The 18,940-nt window shown below is 71.2% G+C and carries 16 protein-coding genes; 9 read left to right on the forward strand and 7 right to left on the reverse strand.

Annotation, left to right across the window (positions count from 1 at the left end):
- Positions 1–8: 8 nt before the first annotated feature.
- Positions 9–1,058, reverse strand: coding sequence for a DNA polymerase ligase N-terminal domain-containing protein (locus ACFYL6_RS04920; RefSeq protein WP_387167561.1), 1,050 nt, complete (start codon positions 1,056–1,058; stop codon positions 9–11).
- A 94-nt stretch (positions 1,059–1,152) separates the two neighbouring features.
- Between ACFYL6_RS04920 and ACFYL6_RS04925 the strand changes: the two genes are divergently transcribed.
- The 3 genes from ACFYL6_RS04925 to ACFYL6_RS04935 all read left to right on the forward strand — a co-directional run bounded on the left by ACFYL6_RS04925 (position 1,153) and on the right by ACFYL6_RS04935 (position 3,185).
- Complete coding sequence (locus ACFYL6_RS04925; protein WP_387167564.1) at positions 1,153–1,941, forward strand: aldo/keto reductase; 789 nt, start codon at positions 1,153–1,155, stop codon at positions 1,939–1,941.
- A 126-nt stretch (positions 1,942–2,067) separates the two neighbouring features.
- Positions 2,068–2,220: a hypothetical protein gene (locus ACFYL6_RS04930; protein ID WP_366340342.1), complete on the forward strand. Its 153-nt coding sequence runs from the start codon at positions 2,068–2,070 to the stop codon at positions 2,218–2,220.
- Positions 2,220–3,185, forward strand: coding sequence for an N-acetylmuramoyl-L-alanine amidase (locus ACFYL6_RS04935; protein ID WP_387167567.1), 966 nt, complete (start codon positions 2,220–2,222; stop codon positions 3,183–3,185). Before ACFYL6_RS04930 ends, ACFYL6_RS04935 begins: the two co-directional genes overlap by 1 nt.
- A gap of 91 nt (positions 3,186–3,276) precedes the next feature.
- Here ACFYL6_RS04935 and ACFYL6_RS04940 read toward each other — a convergent pair whose 3' ends face one another.
- Entirely contained in the window at positions 3,277–4,833 is a 1,557-nt protein-coding gene (locus tag ACFYL6_RS04940) for a SulP family inorganic anion transporter (RefSeq protein WP_387167569.1), read from the reverse strand.
- Between the two features lie 171 nt (positions 4,834–5,004).
- Entirely contained in the window at positions 5,005–6,129 is a 1,125-nt protein-coding gene (locus ACFYL6_RS04945) for a cellulose binding domain-containing protein (protein ID WP_387167572.1), read from the reverse strand.
- Between the two features lie 301 nt (positions 6,130–6,430).
- On the opposite strand from ACFYL6_RS04945, the gene ACFYL6_RS04950 reads away from it, so the two are divergent.
- Together ACFYL6_RS04950 and ctaD are read left to right on the forward strand one after the other, a co-directional pair.
- Positions 6,431–7,537, forward strand: a complete 1,107-nt coding sequence (locus tag ACFYL6_RS04950; RefSeq protein ID WP_387167575.1) for an FAD-dependent monooxygenase — start codon at positions 6,431–6,433, stop codon at positions 7,535–7,537.
- A gap of 130 nt (positions 7,538–7,667) precedes the next feature.
- Positions 7,668–9,428: a cytochrome c oxidase subunit I gene (gene ctaD, locus ACFYL6_RS04955; protein WP_387167578.1), complete on the forward strand. Its 1,761-nt coding sequence runs from the start codon at positions 7,668–7,670 to the stop codon at positions 9,426–9,428.
- A 381-nt stretch (positions 9,429–9,809) separates the two neighbouring features.
- Here ctaD and ACFYL6_RS04960 read toward each other — a convergent pair whose 3' ends face one another.
- From ACFYL6_RS04960 to ACFYL6_RS04975, 4 genes are read right to left on the reverse strand one after another with little or no spacing between them, the layout of a single operon-like run.
- Positions 9,810–11,057 carry an MFS transporter gene (locus ACFYL6_RS04960; RefSeq protein ID WP_387167580.1) on the reverse strand — a complete coding sequence of 416 codons (1,248 nt, stop codon included), beginning with the start codon at positions 11,055–11,057 and terminating at the stop codon, positions 9,810–9,812.
- A gap of 40 nt (positions 11,058–11,097) precedes the next feature.
- Positions 11,098–11,679 (reverse strand): isochorismatase family protein, encoded by a 582-nt coding sequence (locus ACFYL6_RS04965; protein ID WP_387167583.1) that lies wholly within the window; start codon positions 11,677–11,679, stop codon positions 11,098–11,100.
- A 48-nt stretch (positions 11,680–11,727) separates the two neighbouring features.
- Entirely contained in the window at positions 11,728–13,014 is a 1,287-nt protein-coding gene (locus ACFYL6_RS04970) for a nicotinate phosphoribosyltransferase (RefSeq protein ID WP_387167586.1), read from the reverse strand.
- A 16-nt stretch (positions 13,015–13,030) separates the two neighbouring features.
- Complete coding sequence (locus ACFYL6_RS04975; protein WP_387167589.1) at positions 13,031–15,709, reverse strand: LuxR C-terminal-related transcriptional regulator; 2,679 nt, start codon at positions 15,707–15,709, stop codon at positions 13,031–13,033.
- Positions 15,710–15,904: 195 nt separating this feature from the next.
- Between ACFYL6_RS04975 and ACFYL6_RS04980 the strand changes: the two genes are divergently transcribed.
- From ACFYL6_RS04980 to ACFYL6_RS04995, 4 genes are all read left to right on the forward strand, one after another.
- Positions 15,905–17,455 (forward strand): hypothetical protein, encoded by a 1,551-nt coding sequence (locus ACFYL6_RS04980; RefSeq protein WP_387167592.1) that lies wholly within the window; start codon positions 15,905–15,907, stop codon positions 17,453–17,455.
- 148 nt (positions 17,456–17,603) lie between these two features.
- Positions 17,604–17,894 carry an ATP-dependent Clp protease adapter ClpS gene (clpS, locus tag ACFYL6_RS04985; RefSeq protein ID WP_030331276.1) on the forward strand — a complete coding sequence of 97 codons (291 nt, stop codon included), beginning with the start codon at positions 17,604–17,606 and terminating at the stop codon, positions 17,892–17,894.
- Entirely contained in the window at positions 17,891–18,391 is a 501-nt protein-coding gene (locus ACFYL6_RS04990; RefSeq protein WP_238661313.1) for a DUF2017 domain-containing protein, read from the forward strand. The genes clpS and ACFYL6_RS04990 overlap by 4 nt, the downstream gene beginning before the upstream one ends.
- A 52-nt stretch (positions 18,392–18,443) precedes the next feature.
- A complete protein-coding gene (locus ACFYL6_RS04995; RefSeq protein WP_030487200.1) occupies positions 18,444–18,932 on the forward strand; it encodes a Mov34/MPN/PAD-1 family protein in 489 nt (162 codons plus the stop codon).
- Positions 18,933–18,940: the final 8 nt, after the last annotated feature.

An 18,940-nucleotide genomic window follows, 5' to 3' on the forward strand; every position in this document is an offset into this window, starting at 1 on the left:
CCTCGCCGTCACACCGCGTCGATGCTCAGCCAGTGCCGGCTGCGCCGCCCCGGCTGGTAGACCGAGTCCAGTCGCTTGGCGACCACACCCGGCAGGCCCTGTTCCTGCCCGGCGCGCAGGGCCTCGTCGCCCGCGCCCGGGAACCACGGCGGAGTCTGCCAGTGCGTACCGGCCAAGACCAGCCCATCGAGCAGCTCCCGGCGTTGCGCGTACGGCACGTCGACGCTGCTCACGCCCTCCAACCAGAGCAGGTCCACGATCAGGTACTGGGCGCCGGCGGGGACCCGGCTGCCGGTGGCCGGCCGGACCGGGCGGACCCGCCCGGCGCCGTCGATGCGGACCAGCACACCGTCGAGCACCGCCTCGGTGGGCGCGAGCGCCTCGGCCATCGGGCGCAGCCACGGGTACCCGCCGGTGATCTCCTCGTCGGTCTCGGAGAGCAGCCGCAGTCGCCCGCCGGAGACGTACGCCATCGCCCGGACGCCGTCCCAGCGCAGCTCGTACCCCCATGCGGCACGGTCGCGGGGGAGCCCGGCGGCGGGCGTGGCGTGCATCGGCCGGACCAGATCCGGCATCGGTGTCCAGCCCGGCGGCGCCGAATCGGTACGTCGGACCATCCAGTCCCGCCCGCCGGTGGCGAAGAGGACGTAGCGGCCGGCGGTCCGCTCACCGGAGAGCGTCACGATCACCTCGTCGTCGCGCCACTTCTCGCACCGGTAGGTGCCCCGGTCGTGGATCAGCATCCGGCCGCCGCCGTACTCGCCGGCGGGGATCTCGCCGGCGAAGTCGAGGTACTCCATCGGGTGGTCCTCGGTGTGCACGGCCAGGTGGTTGCGGCCCGGATCGCGGGGGAGACCCCGGGGCACCGCCCAGGACGCGAGCACCCCCTCGTGCTCCAGGCGCAGGTCCCAGTGCAGGCTGCGGGCGTGGTGCTGCTGGATGACGAAGCGGCCGGCGTCGGCGTCGGGGCCGGCCGGCGGCGGGCTCTCCGACGGCACCGGCTCGGGTGTGCGTGCCGCGTCCCGCCGTCGCCGGTACTCCTCCAGCCGGTCGGTCACCCCCGCATTGTCCGGCACATCGGGCCGGTGCGCTGGACGCCGGAGTGTCCGGTTCGCTCGGCGGCCGGGGGCGCGGCGGGGTAGAACGGACCTCATGGACCTCACCGACCAGCCCACCGCCCTGCTCCCCGGTGACGTGCGGATGCCCCTGCTCGGCTTCGGCACCTGGCAGGCCACCGGCCAGGCCGGCTACGACGCCGTGCTGGCCGCGCTCGACACCGGCTACCGGCACCTCGACACCGCGACGATGTACGGCAACGAGCGGGAGGTCGGCCGGGCGGTGCGGGAGAGCGGTCTGCGCCGGGAGGACGTCTTCATCACCACCAAGCTCCCGCCGGACCGGGTGGGCCGGGAGCGCGCGACGCTGGAGGCCAGCCTGGAGGCGCTCGGCGTCGAGCACGTGGACCTCTGGCTGATCCACTGGCCGCCGTCGTCGGCGGGGGACAGCATCCCGCTCTGGCGCGAGCTGCTCGCCGCCCGGGACGAGAACCTCGTCCGGGCGGTCGGGGTGAGCAACTACAGCACCCCCGAGATCGACGAGCTGATCCAGTCCACCGAGGAGAACCCGGCGGTCAACCAGATCCGGTGGAGCCCGTCGCTGTACGACCGGCAGCGGCACGCCGAGCACCGGGACCGGGGCGTGGTGCTGGAGGGGTACAGCCCGTTCAAGACCAGCGACCTCAGCGACCCGGTGTTGACCAGGATCGCCGCCGCGCACGGCGTCTCCCCCGCGCAGGTGGTGCTGCGCTGGCACATCGACCACGAGATCGTGGTGATCCCGAAGTCGGTGACCCCGGAGCGGATCACCGCCAACTTCGACGTCTTCCACTTCTCGCTCACGGCCGAGGAGATGCGCGACATCGACGCGCTCGGCGAGGTCTGAATCGGCGAATTCCTTCAGCGCGTGACCCGGCATTGAAGGGTATCGACATCGACGTACGTGACGGTATAGCGTGCCCGTCATCACGTTCGTCGATCCGTTCGTACCCGCCGTCGCTGGAGGATCGCCATGGCCCGAACACCGTCCATCCGTCTGCGCCGCCGTGGGGTGCTCGGCATCCCCGCCCTGGTGGTCGCCGCCCTGACCGTCGTCGCCCGACCCACCGCGGCGAACGCCGCGCCGAAGGCCGAGTGCCTCGCCGACCTGCTTCAGGACGCCTGATGGCGACGATTCCCTGGCTGGTGGACGTGCTGCGCGCCGCCGGGGTCCAGGTCGTCGTCGAGGGGGACTGGCTCAACCGGATGCGGCCCGGCTCCTTCGACCCGATCGGGGTGCTCTGGCACCACACCGCCTCCACCTCCAGCGCCAGCAACCCGCACCCGGCGCTCGGCATCTGCATCAACGGCCGGTCCGACCTGCCGGGGCCGCTGTGCCAGGCGCTCGTCGACTACAACGGTGTCTTCCACGTCATCTCCGCCGGCCGGTGCAACCACGCCGGGGTCAGCGGCGGCAGCGGACCGATCCCGGCCGGGGACGGCAACACCCTCATGATCGGGTGGGAGATCGACTACAACGGCGTCAACCAGGAGATGACGGCCGCGCAGTACAACGCGTCGCTGGCCGCCACCGCCGCCGTGCTCACCCGCCTCGGCCGGGACAGCAGCTACGCCCGGGGCCACCGGGAGACCAGCACCACCGGCAAGATCGACCCTTCCTTCATCGACCTGAACGTCATGCGCGCCGACGTGGCGGCGAGAATGGCCGGCGGCGGCACGGCATGGTCCTCCACGGTGGACAACACCACCAGTGGCCGGTTCACCGCCAGCGCCAACTGGGGCGTGTCGTCGTACTCCAGTCAGCGGTACGGCGCCGACTACCGGTACGCGGACCCGGTCGCCGCCAGCGATGTCGCGTGGTACCGGTTCAACGTCCCGGCGGCCGGTAACTACCGGGTCGAGGCCTGGTGGCCGGCGAATTCGGGCTACAACAGCGCCGCCCCGTACATCGTCGCCACCAGCACCGGCAACCAGACCGTCCGGGTCGACCAGCGGGTCACCGGCGGGCAGTGGCGGATTCTCGGCACGTTCGCGCTGCCGGCGGGCGACGCCAACCGGGTGGGCGTGAGCCGGTGGAGCAACGCCACCGGCCTGGTCGTCGCCGACGCCGTACGCCTCACCCGCGTCTGACGGCCCCTGCCCAGTACGGGCGGCGATGTCGGCGTACTGATCCACCCGGCCTTCGTAAAGTCGGGGTGTCCAGGGCGAGGATGCCCCGACTTTACGGAACCCGAGGGTTTGCGAGGGGCAGCTCAACGTGCCCATGCGCATCCGGAGACTGACGACCCCGCGTCACGCATGGGGAGGTGCGTTTGCCGGTGCCGAGCCCGTCGGTGCCCGCACGATGCAACCACGAGCCGTGTACCTCGCTGACCTCGACGTTGCCACCGGACCGCGTGTAGGACGCCTGCCAGTCGCGGACGGTCTCGTAGGCGCCGTGGTCGAGATAGTCCAGGTGCAGTTCGAGCACGACGTGCTGCCCCGGGGGCAGGGCGGCGAGTCGGCGGGTGAGTCGCCCGGAGGCGACGAAGGCGAGTGTTCCGGTGATCGACACGAGCCAGGTGCCGGAGTCCGGCTCGGTGACGTGAATGTCGCACCGGGCCAACCGCCGCAACATGAAGAGCACCGCCGTGGCCATGCCCAGCCCGACCCCGATGAGCAGGTCGGTCGCGGCCACGCCGACCGCGGTGATCACATAGATGGGCAGCTCCCGGTGCCGGGCGTACATGCGGATCTGGGCGAGGCTCACCAGTCGCAGGCCGACCACCACGAGGACGGCGGCGAGCACGGCCATCGGGATCATTTCCAGCAGTACGGCGCCGGCCATCACGAACCCGGCGATCCAGACTCCGTGCAGGATGGTCGAGGCTCGGGTGCGTGCCCCGGCCGCGACGTTGGCCGAGCTGCGCACGATGACGCCGGTGACCGGGAGGCCGCCGAGCGTTCCGGATACGGCGTTCGCGGCGCCCTGAGCGATGAGTTCACGATCGAGGTTCGCCCGTGCGCCGTGGTGCATGCGGTCGACGGCCACCGCTGAGAGAAGAGATTCCACGCTCGCCACCAGGGCGATGGTGATGACTGCCGGGAGGACCTCCCACAGCGGTGCGTCGGGCCAGCGGGCGAAGGTGAGCGCGCTCAAGGGGTTGGCGGGCAGGTTCACCCGCTCCACGTCGGCGCCGAGGGCCGCCGCGACCACAGTGGCAACCACCACCGCCACCAGGGTCGCCGGCAGCATGGTGGTCTTGACCAGACGTGACCAGATCAGCAACAGCGTCATGGTCAGCGCGCCGAGCAGCACGGAAACGCTGTGGTAGTCGGCGACCTGGCCGGGTAGGTCACGGAGATTCGCCCACGCCGAGCTCTGCGGCGCGCCGCCGAGCGCTACGTGGACCTGGCTCAGCGCAATGACCAGGCCGATGCCGGCCAGCATCCCGTGTACGACTGTTGGCGACAGAGCGAGCGCGGCCCGCCCGAGGCGGGTGATGCCCAGCAGGATCTGCAGCAGCCCGGCGACGGTCACGATCGCGGCGGTGCCGGCGAAGCCGAACTCGGCGATGGTGCCCGCGACGATCACGGTGAGCCCAGCCGCTGGCCCGCTGACCTGGAGTGGCGCGCCGCTGAGCGCGCCGGCGACTATCCCGCCCACGACGGCGGCGATCAACCCGGCCAGCAGTGGTGCTCCGGAGGCGGCAGCGATGCCGAGGGACAACGGGATGGCGATCAGGAAGACAACGATCGACGAGGGGACGTCGTACCGAAATAGCGCTATAACCGACATGTTCGGAAGGTACGCAGATAATATTAATGCATAGTTAAGCGTGATTCTTTCACTCGCGATGCCGGCGGGGTGGCCGCGCGAATTGTCGCGCCGTCAGTGGGCAATCCCACTCCCAGCGACGTGCGGGGGCATGACCGTCCAGGTCACGCCCCCGCACATCGTGGTGCCGGCTCAGGTGCGGGAGCAGGTCGCCCCGTTGAGCGAGAAGCTGGTCGGCGACGAGTACGACCCGCTCAGGTTGCCCTGGTAGCCGAAGCTGGCCGTGCCACCGGGTGCGACCGACCCGTTGTGGCCGACGTTCCGGGCGGTCACCGTCGATCCGCTCTGGCTCACCGTGGCGTTCCAGGCGCTGGTGACCTGCTGACCACTGGGCAGGCTGTAGGTCAACGTCCAACCGTTGAGCGCGCTGGAGCCGGTGTTGGTGATCTGTACGTCGGCCGTGAAGCCGTTGTTCCACGAGTTCGCCGTGTACTTCACCGCGCAGCTCGCGCCACCGCCCGGCGGCGGGGTCGTCGGCGGCGGGGTGGTGGGGTTTCCACCGCCGTTGACGTTGGCCGAGAACGACGTGACCGCGAGGCCGACGCCGCCCTGCCACGGCTCGAAACCGGCCTGGATGCTGGTCAGGTACCAGGAGTTGGTGATCGCGCCCCGGTTGCGGGTGTCGTTGATGAAGTCCAGCACGCTGAAGTTCAGGCTGGAGACCGCCGACGACGCGACGTAGGAGATGACGTTGTTGGAGCCGTTGCTGCCCCGCCAGACCTCCCAGGTGCGGCCGGCCAGGTTGGCCGTGCCGACGACCGAACCGATGGGCTGGATCGGACCCTGCCGGTTGAGCCAGATCATGATCTCCATCTGGTTCACCCCGTCCCGCTTGGGCGACGGGTCCAGCCAGATGTCGTACGACGCGTTGTAGGTGGCGCCGCTGACGTAGCGGTAGGAGATGCTGCTGGTGGCGCTGCTGATCTGGCTCACCTGGATCGGCAGGTTCGTGCCGGGGGAGCAGTTGGTGTAGTGACAACCGAAGAACACCGAGGGGTACGCCGTGGGCGCCCCGTTGGTGGGACTGCTGCCGTTCAGAGTGGTGATCTCGAAGCCGTTGCTGGTGACGTTGATGCACTGCTGGGCGGTGGTGCCCCAGCGGTTGTTCTGCACCACGTACCGGCCCTGGATGACGGCCGAGCCGTACTGTTCGCAGATCTGGGTGTCGGCGGAGGCGCTGCCGCCGAGGGCCACGGCCACCAGCGAACTGGCGACCAGCAGCCCGGCGGCGGCCAGGGCCCGAAGTTGACGTTTCATGACGCTCCTTGACTCGGCGCGTGCCGGGCGCCGGATGTGGTGGGGGCAGTGCGGGAGCGCTCCCACGCTCAACGACACATTTACATGTCTGAAACTGCTGCGCAACCGTACGCGGTGAACTGGTGAATTGTGAGGATTGCCATGCCCCCGCCGGACGGCTGGCGACGGACGGCCGGCCAAGCGGCGTGGGTCCCCGACGAGCGGCGGGGTGCGGACCGATTGGGCCTGGTGTGCGCCGATCGCTCCGAGTAGCGTGTTGCCTCCAACGCGTGCCGCTCCCCCTCCGGAGGCGTACACCACCATGGGTGGCTCCCCCCTGCGCATCCTCGTCGTCGGCGCGGGCATCGCCGGCCTGGCCGTAGCCCGGGCGCTGCGCCTGGCGGGCTTCCGGCCCGACGTCACCGACAAGCTGCCACCGGGGGAGTCCACCGAGACCGGTCTCTACCTGCCCGGCAACGCCGCCCGCGCACTACACCGGCTCGACCTGCACGACCCGGTCCGACCGATCGGGCAGGTGATCCGGCGGCAGCGGTTCTTCGACGCCGCCGGCGCGCAACTCTGCGAGGTCGACCTCGACGCCCTCTGGGCCGGCGTCGGCGAGTGCCGGGCGCTGCCCCGGGCCGACCTGCACCGGGTGCTGCTCAGCGGTGCCGGCGGCGCCGTCCGGCACGGCGCCGAGGTCCGCACCCTGGACCTGCTCCCGGGCGCGGTCGGCGTCACCTTCACCGACGGCACCACCACGGAGTACGACCTGGTCATCGGTGCCGACGGGCCACGCTCCTCGGTTCGCGCGCTGGCCGCGCTCGGTGGGCCGCCGCGCCCGGTCGGGCAGGTGGTCTACCGGGCCGTCCTGCGCGACGGCCCACCGGTCACCGAGTGGACCGCACTGCTCGGCCAGCGCTCCGGTTTCCTGATGGTGCCGATCGGTGCCGGTCGACTGCACCTCTACGCGGACGAGGCCGGCACCAAGGAACCCGCCGACCCGCTGGCCCGGCTGCGGGAGCTCTTCGCCGACTACCGCGGCCCGGTGCCCGAGGTGCTGGCGGCGCTTGACGAGGTGCACGTCGGGATCACCGACGAGGTGGAGTTGGGCCGCTGGTACCGGGGGCGCGTCCTGCTGGTCGGCGACGCCGCGCACGCCACCGCGCCGACCCTGTCCCAGGGCGCGGCCATGGCGTTGGAGGACGCCGTGGTGCTGGCCGAGTCGCTGCACGCCGCGAACAGCGTGGAGGCGGCGCTCGTGGCGTACGAAAGTCGTCGCCGTCCGCGTACCCGATGGGTGCGGGACCGGACCCGGGACCGCAACCGGACCAGGGACGTGCCGCCGGCGCTGCGCGACCCGCTGCTGCGCGGACGCGGCGACCGGATCTTCGGGGAGCACTACCGGCTCCTGCTCGGCCCGCTGTAGGCCCGTAGTAGATCGTGTCACGCCACCCCACGCGGCGCTGCGACCTGCCGGGGACTATCCTCCTTGCGGATGACGGCCCGCCGATAACCAGCGTGTGCCGAGCGGGACAACCGAGAACCGGAGGCCACTCGTGACCACCGTCGCACCCAAGCCGGTCGTGACCCGGCCCTGGCCGGTCCGGGAGCCGGTCAAGGGGTCGGCCATCGCGCGGCTGCTGCGAACCACGGACGCGAAGCAAATCGGGATCATGTACATGATCACCGCGTTCGTGTTCTTCATGATCGGTGGCCTGATGGCTCTGGTCATGCGGGCTGAGCTGGCCCGACCCGGGCTGCAGTTCCTGTCGCCCGAGCAGTACAACCAGCTCTTCACCATGCACGGCACGATCATGTTGCTGTTCTTCGCGACGCCGATCGTGTTCGCGTTCGCGAACTACATTGTGCCGATCCAGATCGGCGCGCCCGACGTCTCCTTCCCCCGGCTGAACAGCTTCGCCTACTGGCTGTACCTGTTCGGCGGGACGATGGCGACCGCCGGGTTCATCACCCCGGGTGGCGCCGCCGACTTCGGCTGGTTCGCGTACGCGCCGCTGAGCAGCGTCGAGCACTCGCCCGGCGTCGGCGCCAACATGTGGATCATGGGTCTGGCCATCTCCGGTCTGGGCACCATCCTCGGTGCCGTGAACATGATCACCACGGTGCTGACCCTGCGCGCGCCCGGCATGACCATGTTCCGGATGCCGATCTTCACGTGGAACATCCTGGTCACCAGCCTCCTGGTGATCCTGGTCTTCCCGCTGCTGGCCGCCGCGCTGTTCGCGCTCGCCGCGGACCGCATCCTCGGTGCGCACGTGTACGACCCGGCAACCGGTGGGCCGATGCTCTGGCAGCACCTGTTCTGGTTCTTCGGGCACCCCGAGGTCTACATCGTGGCGCTGCCGTTCTTCGGCATCATCAGCGAGGTCATCCCGGTCTTCTCCCGCAAGCCGATCTTCGGCTACAAGGGTCTGGTCGCCGCGACCGTCGCGATCGCCGCGCTCTCCATGAGCGTCTGGGCGCACCACATGTTCGCCACCGGCCAGGTGCTGCTGCCGTTCTTCAGCTTCCTGAGCTACCTGATCGCCGTGCCGACCGGTATGAAGTTCTTCAACTGGATCGGCACCATGTGGCGGGGCCAGATCAGCTTCGAGACGCCCATGCTCTGGGCTGTCGGCTTCCTGGTCACCTTCCTCTTCGGTGGTCTCACCGGTGTGCTGCTGGCCAGCCCGCCGATCGACTTCCACGTGTCGGACTCGTACTTCGTGGTGGCGCACTTCCACTACGTGCTCTTCGGCACCATCGTGTTCGCGGTCTTCGCCGGCATCTACTTCTGGTTCCCGAAGATGTTCGGCCGGATGCTCGACGAGCGCCTGGGCAAGGTGCACTTCTGGCTCACCATGATCGGCTTCCACACCACGTTCCTGGTGCAGCACTGGCTCGGCAACGAGGGCATGCCCCGCCGGTACGCCGACTACCTGCCCAGCGACGGCTTCACCACGCTGAACACGATCTCCACGATCGGCGCGTTCATCACCGGTATCTCCACGCTGCCCTTCATCTACAACTGCTGGAAGTCGTACAAGACCGGTCCAGTGGTCGAGGTGAACGACCCCTGGGGTCACGGCAACTCGCTGGAGTGGGCGACCAGCAGCCCGCCGCCGCTGCGCAACTTCGACAAGATGCCCCGGATCCGTTCCGAGCGGCCGGCGTTCGACGCGAAGTTCCCGGAGTTGGCTGCCGGTGGTCAGAGCCTGGCCGGCCCGCCGGAGGGTGGCGCCAAGCCGCTCACCAGCGAGTCGGACGGCGGGGCCAGCTACCGCGAGGACACCGCGAGCGACGCCGACCGGCACTGACGCTCAAGCTCAGCAGTACGACGGGCGCCGCCCCCCGGGACACCGGGAGCGGCGCCCGTCGCCATCTCCGGCCAACGTGACTCCCGCGCCCCGCCCGCCCGTTCCTGGCCGCTCGACCGTCCCTTCACCGACGCGTCGCCTGTGTCTATCTAGCCGGAATCGGCTGGCCGGTCTAGCTGGGCTCGGTTCGGCCGTTCGAGCCGGTCTGGCTCCGAAGGGGCTATGTGCCTGAAAAGCCTGATGTCTGTGAGTCATGTTGATGACTCACAGACATCAGGCTTTTCAGCATGCATGGGCCGGCTGCCCGGCGGATTGCTGCGCGTTCCACCCGCCCATCCCGGACCGCCTATCCCGGCCCACCCGGTGACGTGGGCGCAGTCGTCAGTGGGCGGCGGGGGTGAGGTCGGCCTCGGCGGGCTGCGGGGTTTCCGCGTCGCCGTTGCGGCGGCGGCGCAGCTCGATCGGGAGTATCACCAGGGTGACCAGCGCGCCGAGCGCACCGGTCACCACGAAGCCCCAGAGTGGCGCGCTGGCGTCGATCACCGCGCCGGCGAGCGGTGCGCCGACCGCGATGCCGACGGTGACCGCCGAGCCGTGCAGGCCCATCGCCTCACCGCGTACCTCGGCCGGAACCAGGCGGCTGACCGCGTCCGAGCCGGCGGCGATGGTCGGCGCGCAGAGCGCGCCGGCGGGGATCAGCGCCAGGCACAGCAGCCACCAGTGCGCGCCGCCCAGCCCCACCGGGATGGTGCACAGAGCCAGTGCCGCGGTCAGCGCCAGCGGGGAGAACGAGCGGTGCACGGCCCCGTAGGCGAAACCGCCGGCCAGCGAGGCGACCGCCCAGATGGCCAGGACCGCACCCGTCCAGCCGACCTCGCCGCTGGCCCGCAGGACGGCGACCACCGCCACGTCGGTGCCACCGAGCACCAGGGTCGCGGCGGCGCTGAGCGCCAGGATGGCGAGCAGTCGGGGGGTCAACCACTCCCGGCGTGGCACCGGCCGCCGTGGGCCGGTGGGCTCGGCGGCGCCCCGGATCGGTGGGTTGACCAGCCACAGGGCGATCCCGGCGGCGACGATGCCGCCGCCGACCAGATACATGGTGGTCTGCGCGGAGATCGCGGTGACCAGGGCCACCGCCAACGCCGGACCGATCATGAAGGAAAGCTCCACCGACATCGAGTCCAGTGCGTAGGCCGGTCGGCGTTGGTCATCGGGGACCAGCGCGGCGATCGACTGACGGACCACGGAGAAGATGGGCAGCGCCAGCGAGCCGGCCACGAAGGCGGCCGGTAGGAGCACGTGGTACGCCAGTGAGGGCGCGGTGGACCAGAAGATCGCCTCGGCGATCCCGGTGAGCACCAGGACCGGGCGCAGTCCACGCCGGTCCACCAGTCGGCCGAGCAGTGGCCCGCCGATGGCCGCGCCCACGGTGACGGCCGCACCCACCAGGCCGGCCGCCCCGTAGCCCCGATCAAGATCGAGCACCACGTGGAAGGTCAGCGTCACCCCGGTCGCGGTGAGCGGGATGCGGGCGAGGACGGCGACCAGCAGCAGCGACCGCAGGCCGGGCAGGGCGAGTGCCCGCCGGTAAGGCTTCATGTTCACGTGGGTCCGTACCTCCGGCGACATCCTCGACCGGCGGCGGCCCCTTGGCCAACCAATTACCGCCTCATGCGGCCCTGATCACAGGCTGGCCGTGCATGATCACCCCGGCGCCCTCCATCGCCCGGAGGGCCACGTCGGTGGTCGCCGGGGCGACCGCGGCGGTCAACTCGAGCAGCACGGTGGTGGCGAAACCCTCCCGGGCGGCGTCCAGCGCGGTCGCCCGGACGCAGTGGTCCGTGGCGATGCCCACCACGTCGACCCGGTCCACGTCGTGCCGGCGCAGCCAGTCGGCCAGGCACTCGCCGTCGTCGGCATGCCCCTCGAAACCGGAGTACGCCGCAGCGTGCTCGCCCTTGTGGAAGATCACCTCGACCCGGGCGGTGTCCAGTTCCGGGTGGAATTCCGAACCGCTGGTGCCGACCACACAGTGCCGGGGCCAGGACTCCACGAAATCCGGCGGATCGCCGAAGTGAGCACCCGGGTCGACGTGGTAGTCCTTGGTGGCGACCACGTGCGCCCACCGGTCCGGCTCGGCGGCGAGCAACCGGGAGATGCCGGCGGCCACCCCTGCGCCGCCGGCGACGGCCAGCGAGCCGCCCTCGCAGAAGTCGTTCTGCACGTCCACGATGATCAGCGCGTTGGCCATCGGGTTCCTCTTTCCGGGCGGTCGGTCGGCTGCGTTCCGGGGGATGACTCAGCCAGCGGGTACGACGGTGACCGGGACTGCCGGGTCACCGGTCGAGAGCTTCAGCCCCTCCCACGGGATGGAGATCAGACACTCCCGCAGGTGCTCCCGTGACTCGTCGAGGGTGGGCAGCGGCACCGGCTCACCGGCAACCACGTACGAGTGCTGGAGCAGGCGGTCGTTGGGCTGCCGGTCCGGAACGCCCTGCGGGACGATGACCTCCTCGGTGGCGGTGCCGGTCGGCTTGTGCCGGCGGACCGCGACCTTTCGGCCGCCGATGGTCGCCTTGTGCTCCGAGCGCTTCACCACCGGCCGTCCCTCGACCTCGACCAGCTTGTAGACCAGACCGGCGGTCGGTGCCCCGGAGCCGGTGACCACGGCCGTGCCGGCGCCGTACATGTCCACCGGTTCGGCGGCCAGCGCGGCGATCGCGTACTCGTCCAGGTCACCGGAAACGATGATCTTGGTCTCGGTGGCGCCCAGCGAGTCGAGCAACTCCCGGGACTGCTGAGCGATCACCGCGAGGTCGCCGGAGTCGATCCGTATCGCGCGCAGTTCCGGCCCGGCCACCGCGATCGCGTTGCGGATGCCCTGGCTGATGTCGTACGTGTCGACAAGCAGCGTGGTGTCCTTGCCCAGCGTGGCGACCTGCGAGGCGAACGCCGCCCGCTCGTCGTCGTGCAGGAGGGTGAACGCGTGCGCCGCCGTGCCCGCCGTGGGGATGCCGTAGCGCGCACCGGCGGCGAGGTTGGACGTGAACCGGAACCCGGCCAGGTACGCCGCCCGCGCCGCGGCCACCGCCGCCTCCTCGTGCGCCCGCCGCGACCCCATCTCGATCAGTGCCCGGCCCCGCGCCGCGGTCACCATCCGGGCCGCCGCCGCGGCCACCGCGCTGTCGTGGTTGAGCACGGACAGCGCCAGCGTCTCCAGCACCACACATTCGGCGAAACCACCGGACACGGTGAGGATCGGAGAACCGGGGAAGAACAGCTCACCCTCGGCGTACCCGTCGACGTCGCCGGTGAAGCGGTAGTCGGTGAGCCACGCCGCCGCCGCCTCGTCGACCACTCCGGTCCGCCGCAGGAACTCCACCTCGGTGGTGTCGAACCGGAAGTCGCGGATCAGCTCGATCAGCCGGGCCGTCCCGGCGACCACGCCGTAGCGGCGGCCGCTCGGCAACCGGCGGCTGAACACCTCGAAGACACACCGACGATCGGCGGTGCCGTCCTTCAGTGCCGCGCTGACCATGGTCAGCTCGTAGTGGTCGGTCAGGAGCGCGGGGCGGTGGATGCTCACCGGCCCAGCCTAAGGTTCAGCTCCCGTCGCCGCCGTCGTGGCCCGGGATCGAGCGTAACGCCGCCCACAGTTCGGCCCGCCCGGTGACGCCGAGCTTGGCGTAGATCCGCTGGAGGTGGTTCTCCACAGTGCGCGCCGAGAGGTAGAGCCGTTCGGCGATGGCCCGGCTCGGGGCGCCGTGTGCGGCGAGGCGGGCCACCTGCCACTCCCGTTCGGTGAGCACCGGCGCGCCGGCCTGCAGCGCCGGCGTCCGGATCAGGTCACAGCGCCCGAGCAACCCGGCGAGGCGCTCCCGGGCGTCGTTGGCGGCAGCCGAGTGTTGCTGGCGCAGCCGCTGGACGGCCTGGGAGGTGGCCTCGGCGGCGTACACGGTCAACTCCAGGGCGGCGTAGTCGTCGGCGACCGCGAGCAGATCGGTGGGGGAGTCGGTCACCGCGGCGCGGGCGTGCCGGGCCAGCAGCGGCGGCAGCACCCCGTCGACCCGCTCGGAGAGCTCGGCGAGGCGTTGCGCGACGGTGCGCCGGCCACCGTCGGAGCAGGTGGGCCCGACCGCCATGCCCGCCTGGTCGAGTCGGACGAGGTCGTGCAGGACGTGCACCTCGTGCCCGGCGAAGCCGTCCGAGCGCAGCCGATCCACCAGGTCGCCGAGGTGTTTGACAGCGCCCGGCAGGTCGCCCGAGGCGGCGAGCGACGCGCCCCGAGCCTGCTCCAGCCACGGGTAGAGCACCGCCATGCCCGGCGCGTGGGTGCGGTCGGCTTCGGCCATCGCCGCGACCGCCTGCGCGGCGTCACCGCGCAGCGCCGCCGACTGGGCGCGTTCGGCCTGGGCCAGACCGGCGTAGACCCGACTCGTGGCCAGCACCGCGCAGGCGCCCAGGGAGGTCCGCATGGCCGCGTCACTCTGCCCGCGCAGCCGGGCCGCGTACGCCTGGAGGATGGCCAGGTAGCCGGTGCCGAGGCGGAAGTCGCCGGCTCCGGCGAGGTCGGCGAACTCGTCGGCCACGATCGCGTCGATCCCGGCCAGGTCGCCGGTGAGCATGAGTCGGGTGCCCCGGGCCAGTTCCAGGGCCAACTGGAGGTATGGCATGTCGGTGCGCCAACTGGCCGCGGCAGAGTGCACCTGGGCGATAGCCGTACCGCTGCGGGTGAGCTCGCCCTGCGCGGCCTGGACGTACGCAATGGTGGAACGGGCCAGCTCGCGGGCGGCGACGCCGGCCGCCGGCCGGTCCAGTACCTGTCGGCTGAGCTGCACCGCGGCGGCCGTGTCCATTCCGTGCAGGCGCATGATCGCCTCGAAGGCGTGCACCCGGGACCGGTCGGCGGAGTCGCTGAGCTGCTCGACCCGGCTCGCGATCTCCTCCACGGTGGACTGCCGGCTCAGCCCCCAGTAGCTGACCATGCCGCGTACGGTCAGCCAGCGGCAGAGCCGCCGCTCGTCGCCGGGCTCGGGGGTCACCGCGTCGAGGACGTCGATCGCCTCTTCCGGCCGGTCGGCGAACATCAGGATGGTGGCCAGCAGCTCCGCCGCGTCGTAGCCGCCGTCGGCGTTCAGCGCGGCCCGCGCCAGGCGGGTCGCCAGCGGCACGTCGTAGCGGGTGAACGCCTGCACCGCGGCGTCCAGCAGCAGGGCCGGATCCTGGGCGGTGCCCGAGTCGAGTCGCCAGACGGCCACCCGCAACAGGTCGTCGCGGCGGCGTTTGCCGACCTGTTCAAGCAGCTCGGCGAGGTGTGCCTGGAGTCGACGGGTGCGGCTCACCGGGCAGCGACGGCGCATCACCTCGCCGTAGAGCGGGTGCGCCAGCCGGACGTTTGTGCGCCGGTCGTGCTGGACCACGGTGATCAGCCCGCGTTCCTCGGCGGTCTCCACGTCCGACTGCTCGGCGGCCTGTCTCAGCAGGTGCAGGCCCAGTGGTTCGCCGAACGCGACCAGCTCGACGACCGCGCGGACGCCGTCGGTGAGCTTGCCGACCCGGGTGTCGATGAGGTCGGTCAGGTTGGGCGCCAGCTCCAGTCGCCCGGTCCACTTCCAGATCCCGTACGTGCGCTTCAACTCAGCGCTGCCGTTGGCGGCGTGCACCAGCTCGCGCAGCAGCAGCGGGTTGCCGGCCGACAGCCGACCGAGCCGGTCGGCGGAGCCGGCGTCGACCGGGCCGCCCAGGATCGCCGCCAGCAGGTCGGTGGTCTCCGCCTGCGGCATCGGGGTCAGCTCGACGTGCTCGACCAGGTCGTCGGTCCAGAGTGCGCGGATCGGCAGCGGGATCTGCTCGCCGTCGCGCAGGGTGCCGACCACTGTGGCGTTCTCGGCCCGGGCGACCAGGTGCACCAGTGCGGCCGAGGGCGGATCGAGCAGGTGGGCGTCGTCGATGGCGAGCACGATCCGTCGGCCGGCCGCCTGCTGTTGCAGCACGTTGAGCGCCCAGCGCAGGACACCGGCGGGGGAGAGACCCTGGGGCTGCTCGGCGGGGAGCACCTGGACCAGCCCGCCGAACGGCAGCGCCGCGGTGGTGGCGCTGGCGGCGATGGACCAGATCGCGAACCGGTCGGTGGGCAACGCGCCCACGCCCTCGCGCAGCAACCGACTCTTGCCGATGCCAGCGCTGCCGCTGAAGAAGAGCCCGCGGCCGGCCTCACCGGTCACCGCCTCCAACAGGCGGTTGAGCTCATCCGTGCGGCCGACGAACTCCCATCGACTCATTCGCGCAGCATATCGACCGGAATCCGTCCGCGCCCGCACCGTCACCGTGCGAAGTTGAGTAACCGCACAATTACCCGTGAGTATTCGAGGTGTTCCGCCCGGTCGCCGGCACGCCCGTAGTCTTCCGAACATCCGGGTTGACGTACCGGAATTTTCGCGACCGGACCTCCGGTCACCTGCAACGGGAGGCACCTGATGAAGCAGGGCCCTCTCCCCTCGGTCGACTCGCCGGACGACATGACCGGCCCCACCGACCTACCCACCTGCGGCCCGCTCCCCTCCCGGGTCGGCGTGTCCGGCGCCGCCCCGGACGAGCCGCTCGGTGTGGTCGCCGTCGGCCCGGCCGGCGCCGAGCGGCGCGCCGTGCTCGCCACCCTGCTCGGGCTCGATCCGGTCATGCTCACCGTGCCGGCCGGCAGCTGGTTGGTGGTGCGCAACGCCAAGGTGCCGACCCGGGCGGCGTTCGTGCCCGGTTACCGTCAGCCGCACTCGTACGGTGCGGACCGGGACGCCGCCGGTCCGGCGTTGGCCCGCCCGCCCCGGCGGGTCGAGCTGAGCGTGCCCGAGCCACTGCTGCGGCACTTCACCCTGATCGACGTTCCGGACACCGCAACCCTCGGCGTGTCCGGCACCCGGGTGCTGCTCGAAGCGGTGGGCCGAGCCGGCGCGCTGCTCTTCGTGATCGCCGCCGACCAGGCCTTCACCGCCGCCGAGTTGAACCTTCTCGCCGAGGTCGCCCCGACCTCGGTGGAGGTCGTCTTCGCGGTCACTCCCGGCGCGGCGGGCTGGGCTCCGCTGGCCGATGGCACGGCGACTACGGAGGGCGCGGGGGCGTCCGTCCCGCCGGTCGGGGGTGCGGAGACCGAGGTGGATGCGGTCGCGGTGACGGTGGAGGCACACCGGGCGGCCCTCCTGGCCGCGGTGCCGGCGTTGGCCGGCGCGCGGTGGTTCCCGGTGGACGACGCCGACACCGCCGCCGACCTGCGTCGGGCGTTGGTGGGTTGGGCGTCGCGTGAGGGGTTGCAGCGGGCCAGCGTCGACCCACCGGTCCTGCCGGGCCAGCAGGGTCGCGTCGCCGTGGCCGCCGATCCGGGTGACTGGTCCGAACGACTGGACCGGCACGCCCGCTCGTGTTCTCAGCGGATCCGCCAGCACCTCGCCCTGGAATTGGCGAACATCCACCTGCGGGCCGTTCAGGAGATCGTGTTCGGCGTCGGCTGTGCCGGCCTACCGGATCTCCTCGACCGGGAGATGGCGGCGTTGTCGCTGTTGGCCACCGCGCAGTGCGATCAGGCGGTGCGCGGCATCGTGACCGACGCGGCGTCCCGGGTGCTCGGCGCGCCGCCGACCGAAGGCGTGCGACGCCGGATCGCTGCCGCCGTGCAGTACGGCCTGGCCGATCACCGGCCCGGCCACGAACTGGACAAGGTGCTGCTGATCACCAGTACGGCCGGCGTGGCCGAGTTGACCGGCCCGGAGGCGATCGACGCTGCCGCCAGCTATCCGGTGGCGTCCCGGGCCGAGGTGCTCCCGCCGGTCGCGGTGGCGCTGTCCGGCGGGTGCTGGCAGCAGTGGCGTACGCCCGGCAACGACGACCACAGCGCGGCGCGGGCCTGGTCCCAACGGGCGGTGCGTGAGGTCGAGTTGGGGTTGTCCAGGGAGATCTCCCGACGGTTCGAGGTGATCCGCCTCTCGCTGGGCGTGGTGCTCTCCGATGCAGTCGATCACGGCATTCTGCTCGCCTGACGGCGCGCCCACCGGTGGGTCCGGGTCCGGGCCGGACCCCGCCTCCGATGGCGTCCGGGGCGGGTCGGGGGTGCCCGGGGTGGGTGATCCGCGCCGGGCCGGCGTTCCGGTTCCTCGGTTCCGGGAAACCGGTGGCACGATGGGGGGCATGGCAGCTCCGCAGGTTGTACCGGTCGAGACGCCGGACACTGACGAGGTGCCGGCGTCCGACCGGCAGTGGGTGACGATCGTGTGGGACGACCCGGTCAACCTGATGACGTACGTGACCTGGGTCTTCCAGAAGCTTTTCGGCTACAGCCGGGAGAGGGCCGAGCAGCTGATGCTGGACGTGCACCACAAGGGCCGGGCCGTGGTCTCCACCGGTGCCCGGGAACGGATGGAGCACGACGCGTCGCAGCTGCACGCGTACGGGCTGTGGGCGACGGTGGACAGATCATGAGCATGTTCCATCGCCAGGCCGGTCGCTACGTCGCCGTCTTCGCCGTCGACGAGGTACGGGTGCTGCGCAAGGTCGCCACCGAGGTGGTGGGTCTGCTCACCGACGGCTTCGACCACACCGACCCGGTCGTCGGTCGGCTCTTTCCGGCGGTCTACCCACAGGACGCTCCGGGCACCGCCGAGTTCCGCCGCTACACCGAGGGCGACCTGAAGACCGCGAAGATCGATCAGGCGGGGGCGATCCTGGCCGCGTTGCCCGACGACGCCGGCGGCGAGGTGCGGCTGGACGCCGAGGCCGCCGAGGCGTGGTTGCGGGCGCTGAACGACGCCCGGCTCGCGATGGGCGTCCGCCTGGAGATCAAGGACGGCACGGATCTGGGCGAGGAGTTGGACGACGCGGTCGCTGAGGACCCGGGTTCCAGCCGGGTGTTCCAGCTGTCGGTCTACGCCTATCTCGGCTATCTACAGGAGTCGCTGCTCAACGCCTTGATCGACTAGGGGTGACCGGCACCACTTCGGCCCGTGACCGGCAGGCGTTAGGCTGGTGCACGTGCTGAGCATCGACCGGTCGATCATCGACGCGATCGTCGCCCACGCGCGCCGGGATCACCCCGACGAGGCGTGCGGCGTGGTCGCCGGTCCCGTCGGCAGCGACACCCCGACCCGGCACATCCCGATGGACAATGCCGCGCGGTCGATGACCTTCTACGAGTTCGACTCGATGGAGCACCTGCGCGTGTGGCGGGAGATGGACGACCGGGACGAGGAGCCCGTCGTCATCTACCACTCGCACACCGCCACCGAGGCGTACCCGTCGCGGACGGATGTCTCCTTCGCCGGTGAGCCGGGCGCGCACTACCTGCTCGTCTCGACCCGTGAGCCCGACTCGGAGGAGATCCGGTCGTTCCGGATCGTCGACGGCGTGGTCACCGAGGAGCCGGTTCGTGTCGTGGAGGCCGGCGTCGACCCGCACGCCGTCCAGTCCTACATGTTCGGGCAGAGCCCGGCGACGGTCGATTACGAGTGTTCCGGCCGCTGACCTGTCAG

The organism is Micromonospora sp. NPDC007208 (assembly GCF_042869175.1).
GTDB lineage: Bacteria > Actinomycetota > Actinomycetes > Mycobacteriales > Micromonosporaceae > Micromonospora > Micromonospora foliorum.